We start from the raw sequence: 11118 nt of genomic DNA, 5'->3' as shown, positions 1-11118 counted from the left end.
CTCTTGCAAATCGGAGGCTTGCTACCCCTATGTCGTGGAATGGTTTCCCAGAATTCTCTTTCTCTAAAAGTTGATAACTTAACTCAGTGATTTTTTGCATGACGGCTTCAGTTAACTCATCAATAGTATTGAAATTGACATAAATAGGCGCAATCGAGCTTCCCAAATAATCCGCCACTTTCCGAATCGTAATATTGGACATCCCCTCTTTCTTCGCGATTTCAAATGCTGCGTCAATTATTTGTTGTTTAGAAAATTTTTTCTTCGGTGCCATTGTTCGTTCCTTTCTCGTTATAAATCGCATGATATAAAACATCCGTTATATATCGTTTATTATATAATAAATTTAAAAATAGTAAACACCTTTTATTAAAAATTCAGAAAAATAAAAGCGGAGAATCCTATTTTATGCAAAAAGAGACAAGTGTTTATACCTTGTCTCCTTGAATCCAATCATCTGTCTTTTTAAGTTGAAAAATAGTAGAAAAAAATGATTTCACCCCCTTACTTTTTCACCAGTTTTCTAAAAAAACAACAACACCTACAAATATTGATGTATCAACATTTGTAGGTGTCTTATCGTTTCTTAATTTACTCGATTCCACTTAAAGATACTGGCAGATCGTTCTCACCATCAAACACACAAAATTACACTCAGTAAGTAAGTCCGAAATTATATTGATACCTATTTCCTGCTTTGTCCTGATACGTATAGGATGGATCCTCATCATATCCTGGTACATCACCTGCTTCTTTGTTCACGGCTTCTTGACTTGCAGGGATGGTGATAGGGAGTTTCCCAACAGGATTAAATTTTCCACGGATCATATCTACCACTGCCTCTGCTTTTGTACCAAACGTTCCTATTAGGACGTGAGCATTTGGCTCAATGGTGTTAATAAGCCATGGATTGGAAAAATCAATTACCGTTATAGTCGGAACCGTTTGTTGAATTTTTACGATTCGCTCTACCTGATTCACACCCGTTTCCGGACCAATCACAATCGTTGGATTATTGGCAAATAAGTCTTGAAATGGTTGGACCCAAACAAAGGCATGCGTCGCATCTTTTATATTTTCCACGATTGTAATAGATTTATCGTGGTTTCTTATTTTTTGCTTTAATTCCTCTGTATCTTGACCATTTTTTCCTTTTGAGAACATTTCAACATAAAGTCGAACCTTGGAAATAGTGTCATCCCGTAATGGCAGTACATTACTATCATTTCGCATGAGAACAACCGACCTGCGATGTGCATCATCTGCAACCCTTTGGGATTCTGGATTATTTGCAATAGTTAATGCCTTATCTGGATTTACATATGGATTTTCAAAAAGCCCTAATTTCATCATTTCAGTTAGGATATAAATGACTGAACGATTAATTTGTTCTACCTTCACTAAGCCTTGATTTACTGCATTGATAATCGGTTTTGGGTTTGGTACCCCGGAAAAAATATTGGTACCCGCATTTATTGCTTTTGCAAAACGCTGTTCTAACGATAAATCCTGTGCACCCCATGCCCGATCAATCACCGCACTTGTATCTGAATTAACATAACCTAAGAACTTCAATTCATCTCGCAAATAGCCATTAATAAATTGTTCATTTAGTGCAAAAGCAACTTCTTCAAACTGTTGATTTGCACTAAAATGTGGTAATCCTTGTTCTGCGCTTTTGTTACTCGGATATGCATAATAAGGCATAATAGAAGTTGTTTCTGCTTCAATTGCTGCTTTGAACGGTGGAATATGATACTTTAACAAGCTACCCGGGGTTGGATAAATATTATATTGTCCTTCTTTAAAATGAGGATCCCTACCCTTTGCTCGCGCTCCCCCGCCAGGGAAATGTCGCGTTGTTAACGACACACTTTTTTCATTTAATACATCACCTTGAAAACCTTTAATCACATTGTAGACCATACCAGATACAAGTTCTGGATTCTCCCCGAATGTTTCTTGATTTCTTGCCCATAATGGGTCTGTTGCAACATCCGCTGAATAGCCATACATCTTATGTATTCCTGCGGCTCTCCATTCTTTCGCAGCTATCTCACCAAATCTTTTTACCAAACGCGAATCCCGTGTTGCCGCTAAGCCTAAAGTATCTGGCCAATGAGAAAACTGTCCTGTCTCTTCAATAACTGGGATTGTTAAGGGATGATTTCTAGGATTAGAAACAACTACCGCAGGAATACCTAGTCTTGAAGCCTCTGCCGCTGCTTGTAGTTGATTCGTATGGTTAGCAATAACATCGGCACTCGGCATTTCTCTATAAATAAAATAACGGGTATGCTGGTCAAGAAATTTGTTGGGTAACACTAACTTACCATCCTGAATTTTTGGAAATTCATTTATCGTAAGAATCCCAGCCTTTTCTTCTACTGTCATTTGAGATACTAAATCTTCCACCCGCTTTTCGGTAGACAACTCCCAATTTTCGTAAGGGTCAAGCTTTCCATTATCATTTAAATCTCTATAACGTTTTCCCTCAATTTTCAAGATAGCTTTTGTTTTTGTTTTAACATCCACATTATTTTGAGCCTGTACCTCCAGTAGTTCAATTGGTAAAACCAATACAAATGCCATCATACATAAAACTGTATTTCTTATGTATCGGGAATACATCTTCTTCACTCCAATTATTGTTGATATTTTATTCTTGATTAATATCCCTTTTTTGGAGAAGTTTATCCAACTGCTATGGAGGTTTTAATTTGCCATCATTCTTGCCACCGTTGTTACATATTTTTTCGATTAGGGACAATGCTGGGCCGACTGGCTCACTTCGACCTCATCGGCCACCCTCAGCTCATCTCCGTTGATACCGTCAAAGACATTTTCAATTATACAGTGGTCCATCCCGGCATCAATCCTGATGCCGTTGGCTGCCTGTCGAATGACGTTACTCTCGATTTTGATGCCTGAGGGGATTCCTTTGCCCCGTCCGTCAGTACCGCGGTCCTCTTTGAGTCGGATTGCCCAGAACCCGTCAGTCCCTCCAGTGATGTGATTACTTTGCAGCTCCGTACCCGGTGCATTTCGGACCTCGATGCCGACCTTGGAATCCTCCCCGGCTGTGATTCTATTGTCCTCGATGAGGGTGTCAGGAGTTCCCAGGATGACGAGGATTCCCTGACGGTTTTCAATCAGGTCGTTGGAGTGTACCCAGTTTCCAGCTCCTGAGGCGTCGTGCTTGTTCTTTGACCCACCGGAATTGCCAAGCGCGATGCCCGCCTTCTGTCCACCGACGATTGTGTTGTTTCGAATCTCGTTCAGATATTCACCCTCGCCGTGCAGGTCGATGGCGTCAAGGTAGCTACCGACTATGGTGTTCTCTGCTACGAGATTGTTGTGCGTAGGGAACTGCAGCAGAATAGCGTGCCGCAGATGTCTGCCATCAAAGGTATTGCTGATGACGACATTGTGCCGGGAATCGGTGGCGGCATCTGGGTCGTGCCGGTCTGCTATGCCCTCGATAGCGATGCCATAACCCTGACCTCCAGGGCCAACGCCAGTTGCCTCACTTACGTAGTTTCCAGAGAGGGTCACTTCACGGCTGGCCTTGACGGAGATTCCGTGACGCTCGAACCTGCGGATGCCTAAGTTCTCCACTAGGACCCGAGAGCTAGACTTCCCTTTGTGGGCACCGATGTAGATCCCGTACATTGGACCGCCACCCGCATTGCCGTCGTCGGGATCTTCGCCAAGTGGACCCTCATAACGGGAGGTGATGGTGAAGTCGGCGACGATGACGTCGTGGACGCCAGATCCGCGGATCACCCGACTGTCATCCTCCCCGTCGAGGGAGGTTAGCAGCACGGTTTTCTCCCGGCCCTCCCCGCGCAGGTCCACACCGCTACGCAACACAATGTTCGCCGACTTGTCAGCCGGGTCAGTCGAGCGCAGGTCATACGTTCCGGCCGGCAGCACGACCTCGTCACCCGGTTTTGCCGAGTCCAGTGCCTTCCTGATGGCTGCTGCGTCGTCGTGTGAATTTGGTTCCGGATCTGCCCCGAAGTCCGTAACGTCCAAGGACCTGCCCTTGGCCGGACTCGGCGTCGGTACCTCAATCGGCGCGCCGGACCGGTCCACCAAACCGGGAACCTGCCAGTCGCCGTGCTCGGACTGAGCAGGTTCAACGGCGTCATTACTCTTGACTGGCTCATCGGATTCCTCGACAGTGCATGCCGCCAAGAGGACCACTAATCCAAGGGCCACCCACCACGAATGCGCCGGACCTCTTCGGCTGTTCTGAAATAATTCTTTCACCAAACTTCTCACTTCCTTTCTGCACTCTTTTCATCCCTCTAATCGCCCATGGAGGTGACAAGAAAAGCAGAAAGCCCGCGGGCCTCGGCTTGATTCACCGAGCTCGCAGGCTCACCACTTTAGGGATGCTTGACGACCCTTACCGGGGTCGCCAACGTCCTCCCATGGCGAGGGTCCTACCAATTAGTATTCCCCGTGCCATTTCTATTATCATTGGCTGTTACTATTGTTGTTGCCTTTGTTACCTTTTGTTGTTGCCTTTATTTTTGTCTTTGTTGTTTCCTTTGCCGTTGTCCTTGTCAAGTTTGAAGTTCAACGGAATATCCTTTTCCAACGGAGTGTCTGCCGAGGAACCACCGACATGCACGCGGTATTTTCCGTCAACAGTAGCCCACTCGCCGTCAGCCCAGTTCGCAAGGTTGTCCGGTTCATCCGGAATGAAGTAAGAGAATGGGTGGTTGGAGTCTGCTTGATTAATCCTAACGGTCACGCGTTGACTCTCACCTGGCTCAAGATCAACCTTCTCGAAGTTGACAAGACGCTTGGTTGGCTGTCCTGCTTCGTCCGGTAGTGTCAGATACACTTGTGCAGCTTCTTTACCGGCAACATCACCTGTGTTCGTGATCGTGAAGGACACGTCAAGACCGGATAATGCTCCTTTGCCGCCTTTTCCTGTATCGCGGACTTTCTTCACTTTTAGGTCATCATACTCGAAAGTTGTGTAAGACAAGCCGTACCCGAATGGGAAGACTGGCTTCACGTTGTTTGCTTCGTACCAGCGGTAACCCATCTCAAGACCTTCAGTGTATTGAGCGATTAGCTGATCGGACTTACCATCACCGTAAGGGCCTGGGCCACCTACCTTACCTGTATCTTGACGAGTTCCAGGGTACTGTTTTTCAGTCTCGAATGCTGCTTCACGCTCAGTAGCTCCGAACGTCATTGGCAGCTTACCAGATGGATTAACCTTACCGTAGAGTAGGTTAGCAACGGCATTGCCATCCTCCATACCTGGGTACCATGCTTGAAGAACTGCAGGTACCTTATCCAACCACGGCATAATTGACGTACCGGAAGTCTTCAATACCACCACAGTGTTCTCAGGGTTAGCTTCCATAACTGCGTCGATCACCGGCTCCTGCTCAGCCACGCCCGATTTGAGGTTCAATGCTGGGAATCCGAGTGTTTCACGGTCCACTGTCTCATGTGGGTTATCGCCGACCATGAGAAGCACGACATCAGATTCAGCAGCTAACTTAGCAGCAGCTTTCGGGTCACTGCCATTGTTGTACGTCACTTTCGTGTTGTAGCCCAACTCTTTAATAACATTCTCTAAGCCTTCTTGTGGTGTGACCGTATATGGAGTCACTACATAATCATTGTCGTCACGAACAGAACGTGGGGACATCTTTGCCGCACCAGCGAACGTCTCAATGCCGATCAATGCAATCGACTTTGGCTCACCATCTAATGGCAGGAAGCCGTTGTCGTTCTTCAACAGCACGGAGCCTTCCTCGGCCATCTTCCGTGCGGTAGCGCCGTTAGCCATCGGATCGACGATTTCCGGCATAAATTTGTCGAAAGGCTCATCCATATGGCCAAACTCGATCATCTTGATGTAACGTGGACGAAGTAGATTGTCGATGTCGTCCTCAGTTACCGCTCCTGAGTCGAGAGCCTCTTGGATCTTCTCTTGTGTGTAATACTGTGGTGCCCAGTCAAGCTCGACATTTGTACCCGCTTTGATAGCAGCCACTGTGTCGTGAATCGCACGACGGTCACTCATGACGTATCCGTCAAAGCCCCAGTTTTTCCGTAGGGCATCTTGTAGAAGTTCAGAACTGTCACATGCATAAGTACCGTTAACATCCGGGAACGAACACATCACGGAAGCTGGGTCAGCATCTCTGACGGTCATTTCGAATGGCAACATGTACAATTCGTTCATAGCTTGTGAAGGAACTTGGACACCCATCGTCCAACGCTCAGTTTCCTGTTCGTTTCCAGCCATGTGCTTGAGTTGTACCTGGACTCCCTGATCCTGGATACCCTTTGTTTGCTCGATTGCAAGGGTACCTGTCAAATAAGGGTCCTCACTAAAGTATTCATAGTTACGGCCACCGTACGGGTGACGGATGAGGTTCATACCTGGTCCAAGGAACACGTGATGCGCGAAAGCTCGTGTCTCCTCACCAAGAATTCGGCCAGCCTCATAGTTTAGCTCGCGGTCGAATGTCGCAGCCAAACCTGGGGTAGACGGAAGGCCAGTCGCCAATGGGTCATTGTGACACGATCCGCCCTTAACGCCCGTACCACCGTTGGTCATACGTACTGTAGGGATACCGAGATCTTCGATCCCTTTGATTTGCCGGCCAGTGTCTTGAAACTCACACCCTGGAAGGGTACCTTGTGGTGCGAATTCGCCGTTCATATACTTACTAGTTCCGCCTCTTTTGATGACAACCGGATCACCTTTGTCATTCTCATTGAAGCGCGAGATAGCGATTTGCTGGATCTTCTGTTCCATCGTCATCGCATCGAGAAGGAGCTCAGTGCGCTCCTCAGCAGAGAGCTGTGTGTTCATCCAGGGTTTGGTCCCTTCAGTTCCACCATTCTCCGCATTAGCAGGAATTACTATAGAAGACATGTAGATCATTGCTGTTAAAAAAACTAAAGTAATGCGTTTTATCATCTTTTTCTCCTTTGTATTGTCTATTTGTCTATTGGTATTTAACTATCTATTGGTATTTAACTAATTCGTTTTAACATCTTATCTCTCCCTTGCTGGTATACTAGTATATTAGTATAGAGGGAAAATATTACACAAGCATGAATGGCTAATTACAATTCAGCAACAAAAACTACGATATTTGTAATGCTCCTAAAGTCCCGAATGGTATTCAAATACTGTATAAATCAATGATTGCCAAATGAACAAAGTTTGAATGAGCATTAAACTTCATTATTCTCAATATACTGAAAAAGGATGGTTGAACTTCTATTTATTAAACAAGCTTTTTACTTTACTATACTATTTGGAAATCAATTAGAACGTAACATGTAATGAATAAAACTAGTAACGGATTCCTTCATAAGATTTCAAGATTTCTCACGTATTTCTTTGACCCTTTTCATTGTCGTCTATGAATGCGTTGAAAAAAAACAGTGAGCCCGCGGGTCTCGGTTTAATTCACCGAGCCCGCCGGCTCACCATCTACTAGATGCCAGTTGACACCTACTTGGTCACCGACATCATCCCAAGGCCAGGGGACTATCGATTGGATTTCCCCTTGCCCTTTTCAAGTTTGAACTTCAACATTATATCCTTTTTCAACGGCGTGTCTGCTGAGGATCCACCGACATGAACGCGGTACTTCCCGTCAACGGTGGCCCACTCGCCGTCAGCCCAGTTCTTCAGATTGTCCGGTTCATCTGGAATGAAATAAGAGAACGGGTGGTTAGAGTCATTCAGACTTATTCTCAGTGTCACCAGCTTGCTCTCTCCAGGCTTAAGATTAACCTTCTCGAAGTTAACAAGTCGCTTGGACGGCTCCCCCGCCTTATCAGGTAGAGTCAGGTATACCTGTGCCGCTTCAGCTCCGGCAACTTTACCAGTATTTTTGATGGTGAATGACACGTCAATACCAGACACCGCTCCCTTTTGACCTTGGACTCTTTTTACCTTGAGGTCGTTATATTTGAAACTTGTGTAGGACAGGCCATATCCGAATGGGAATACCGGCTTTACGTTGTTGGCCTCATACCAGCGATAGCCCATCTCTAGGCCCTCGGTGTACTGCGCAATTAGTTGTTTAGAACCGTTACCGTATGGGCCTGGGCCACCAGGCTTACCAGTATCTTGACGGGTTCCAGGATACTGCTTCTCCGTCGCGAAGGCGGCTTCACGCTCAGTGGCACCGAACGTCATAGGCAACTTGCCTGACGGATTGACCTTACCATAGAGCAGATTGGCGACGGCATTACCATCCTCCATACCTGGAAACCAAGCCTCAAGGACGGCAGGGACCTTATCCAGCCACGGCATGAGCACCGTACCGGAAGTTTTCAGGACTACAACCGTGTTCTTTGCGTTGGCTTTGAGAACCGCGTCGATCAGTGGCTCCTGCTCCACCCAGTCCTGTTTGTCCGGGTTCGGGTTAAGGTCGATACGCGGGAAGCCAAGTGTCTCGCGGTCCTTGGTCTCATGCGGGTTGTCTCCGATCATGAGGAGCACGACGTCGGACTCACCGGCAAGTTTAGCAGCAGCCTTCGGGTCACGGCCATCATTGTACGTGACTTTTGTGCCATAGCCGAGCTCCTTGATGACATTCTCCAGACCTTGTTTTGGCGTGACTGTATAAGGAGTCACGACGTTCTCGTTATTGTCTCGAACGGAGCGCGGTGACATCTTAGCTATACCAGCGAACCACTCGACACCGATTAGCGCAATCGTTTTCGGCTTGCCGTCAAGCGGTAGAAAGCCAGCTTTGTTCTTCAACAGCACAGCCCCTTCTTCTGCCATCTTCCGGGCGCTAGCACCATTAGCCTTCCGATCGACAATCTCCGGCATGAACTTATCGTATGGCTGATCCATTTGACCGAATTCAATCATCTTGATGTACCGTGGACGAAGAAGGTTGTCAATGTCGTTCTCGGTCACCTGACCGGAGTCGAGGGCCTTCTTGACCTTCTCCTCGGTGTAGAACTGTGGCGCCCAGTCGAGCTCAACATCCGTGCCCGCCTTGATGGCAGATACCGTATCGTGAATCGCACGACGGTCACTCATGACCCAACCGTCGAAGCCCCAATTGCGCCGTAGGGCATCCTGGAGTAGTTCAGTACTGTCACAAGCATAGGTGCCGTTGACATCCGGGAACGAGCACATCACGGAGGCCGGATCAGAATCCTTGACGGTCATCTCGAATGGCAGCATGTACAGTTCGTTCATAGCTCGAGAGGGAACCTGAACACCCATTGTCCATCGCTCAGTTTCCTGCTCGTTACCGGCAAGGTGCTTGAGCTGGGCCTGGATTTTCTGGTCCTGTATGCCCTTGACCTGCTGCGTCGCCAGGGTGCCTGTCAGGTACGGGTCCTCACTGAAGTACTCATAGTTCCGACCACCGTACGGGTGGCGCACGAGGTTCATGCCCGGTCCGAGCAACACTTGATGCGCGAAGGCACGGGTCTCCACGCCGAGGATTCGACCGGCCTCATAGTTCAGCCCACGGTTGAAGGTCGCAGCCATAGCAACGGTGGACGGCAGGCCCGTCGCCACAGGGTCATTGTGACACGATCCGCCCTTCACACCCGTACCACCATTGGTCATGCGAATTGTGGGGATACCCAGCTCCTCGATTCCACGGATCTGTCGGCCGGTGTCTTGAAACTCACACCCGGGGAGGGTACCTTGAGGCGGGAATTCGCCACTCATATACTTGTTAGAACCGCCTCTTTTGATGATGACCGTCTCACCGGTGTTGTTCTCATTGAAACGCGAGATAGCGATTTGCTGAATTTTCTGGTCCAACGTCATCGCTTTAATAAGTAGCTCGGTCCGCTCCTCTGCAGAGAGCTTGGTGTTCATCCAAGGGAGGGTCCCTTTCGCCGGAGCGTTCTGTGCATTAGCAGGAATTACAAACGTTGATAAAAAAAACATTGCTGCCAAAAAAATTGAAATAGCTTGTTTTATCATCTTAAACTCTCCTTACTATCTATATTGTCTATGTAGTATTTTGGAAATAATCTGCTTTAACCTCTCCCATCTATCTATGTAGTTTATTAGTATTGAAATAAATCGTTTTATTCTCTCCCTTTATCTATGTTGTCTATTTGTTTTGAAATAATTCGTTTAACATTTTAAATAAATCCATCCCTTACTAAAGTTATCTCCATTGGTATCGTCCCCATTCTATCTATTTTTCTATTAGTCTATTGAACGGTAAAATTTAAGAATCGTAAAAAAAGTCGCTAGCGCAAATCGGTTCCCCGGTTGTGCCAGAATACAAAAAACACCCACAAACATTGATCAAATCAACATTTGTGAGTGTTTACCCGTTTCTTATTTTAACTTGTTTTTACTTATCTTACCGCTGGACAAGATTTCACTTGATACTACTCAAGATTGATTAACCAACGGGTGGCTTCTGCAGTCACTCCAGCACTACAAAAAGCATAATGGTCTTCGTAAATATGTTTATCCGCCCCAGTTCGTACTAAAACAATGTCATTAGGTTTCAAATTATATTCCATTTGCTTAAGTTGTTTCTTCAAATTTTCAATTGTTTTTCCGTATCCCTTTTCCTTCTCTCCAAAGTCAAACAGAACGCCATCACCATAAAACCATTCTAAATGTACTTGATCAAATTGTCTTTTCTATTATTGAACACAATAAAAAAAGATTGTAAGTTCAGCCGCTTAGCTGAATTTACAATCCTTTTTGACTAATCTTTGATACCTGAGGCCGGACTCGAACCGGCACGCCATCGCTGGCAGTGGATTTTGAGTCCACCGTGTCTGCCATTCCACCACTCAGGCGTATATATTGAGAAAGAAAAAAAACATCAAAAGATGCCGAGAACCGGAATCGAACCGGTACGGTAGTCACCTACCGCAGGATTTTAAGTCCTGTGCGTCTGCCAGTTCCGCCACCCCGGCAAATTATAAAAAAGCACTTACATTCTTTTTAAAATAATGGAGGCGGCAACCGGATTCGAACCGGTGGTAAAGGTTTTGCAGACCTCTGCCTTACCACTTGGCTATGCCGCCATTGGAGCGGAAGACGGGATTCGAACCCGCGACCCCCACCTTGGCAAGGTGGTGTTCTACCACTGAACTACTTCCGCA

5 protein-coding genes, 4 tRNA genes and 1 pseudogene are annotated in these 11118 nt (G+C 46.6%); all 10 read right to left on the bottom strand.

The genetic code is table 11. The features are described from left to right. On the bottom strand, positions 1-304 hold a 304-nt coding region (locus tag V7112_RS21980; protein WP_335423772.1), incomplete at its 3' end, for a TetR/AcrR family transcriptional regulator. Between the two features lie 350 nt (positions 305-654). Continuing rightward, the gene (locus tag V7112_RS21975) at positions 655-2631 is read right to left on the bottom strand and encodes a glycoside hydrolase family 3 protein (RefSeq protein WP_335423770.1); all 1977 of its coding nucleotides are present in this window, start codon (positions 2629-2631) and stop codon (positions 655-657) included. A 129-nt stretch (positions 2632-2760) separates the two neighbouring features. Beyond that, positions 2761-4275 carry a right-handed parallel beta-helix repeat-containing protein gene (locus V7112_RS21970; protein ID WP_335423774.1) on the bottom strand — a complete coding sequence of 505 codons (1515 nt, stop codon included), beginning with the start codon at positions 4273-4275 and terminating at the stop codon, positions 2761-2763. 241 nt (positions 4276-4516) lie between these two features. Then, complete coding sequence (locus V7112_RS21965; protein WP_335423768.1) at positions 4517-6967, bottom strand: beta-glucosidase; 2451 nt, start codon at positions 6965-6967, stop codon at positions 4517-4519. 579 nt (positions 6968-7546) lie between these two features. Then, positions 7547-9967: a beta-glucosidase gene (locus V7112_RS21960; protein WP_335423766.1), complete on the bottom strand. Its 2421-nt coding sequence runs from the start codon at positions 9965-9967 to the stop codon at positions 7547-7549. Positions 9968-10386: 419 nt separating this feature from the next. Then, positions 10387-10632: pseudogene (locus V7112_RS21955) on the bottom strand (cyclase family protein); the annotation flags it as partial. 94 nt (positions 10633-10726) lie between these two features. Continuing rightward, positions 10727-10809 (bottom strand) — tRNA-Leu (locus V7112_RS21950). 34 nt (positions 10810-10843) lie between these two features. Next, a tRNA-Leu gene (locus V7112_RS21945) sits at positions 10844-10929 on the bottom strand. A gap of 37 nt (positions 10930-10966) precedes the next feature. After that, positions 10967-11040 (bottom strand) — tRNA-Cys (locus tag V7112_RS21940). A 2-nt stretch (positions 11041-11042) separates the two neighbouring features. Next, positions 11043-11117: transfer RNA gene (locus tag V7112_RS21935), tRNA-Gly, on the bottom strand. Position 11118 lies beyond the last annotated feature (1 nt).

Origin of the sequence: Bacillus sp. JJ1566 (assembly GCF_036962685.1) — a bacterium.
Lineage (GTDB): Bacteria > Bacillota > Bacilli > Bacillales > Bacillaceae_L > Ferdinandcohnia.
The sequence above is the reverse complement of the archived record's forward strand: the minus strand, read 5'-3'. Positions and strand labels throughout refer to the sequence as shown.

Coding starts and splice junctions, on each gene's coding strand:
- V7112_RS21975 (WP_335423770.1), bottom strand. CDS start 2,631: ATGTATTCCCGATACATAAGAAATACAGTTTTATGTATGATGGCATTT.
- V7112_RS21965 (WP_335423768.1), bottom strand. CDS start 6,967: ATGATAAAACGCATTACTTTAGTTTTTTTAACAGCAATGATCTACATG.
- V7112_RS21960 (WP_335423766.1), bottom strand. CDS start 9,967: ATGATAAAACAAGCTATTTCAATTTTTTTGGCAGCAATGTTTTTTTTA.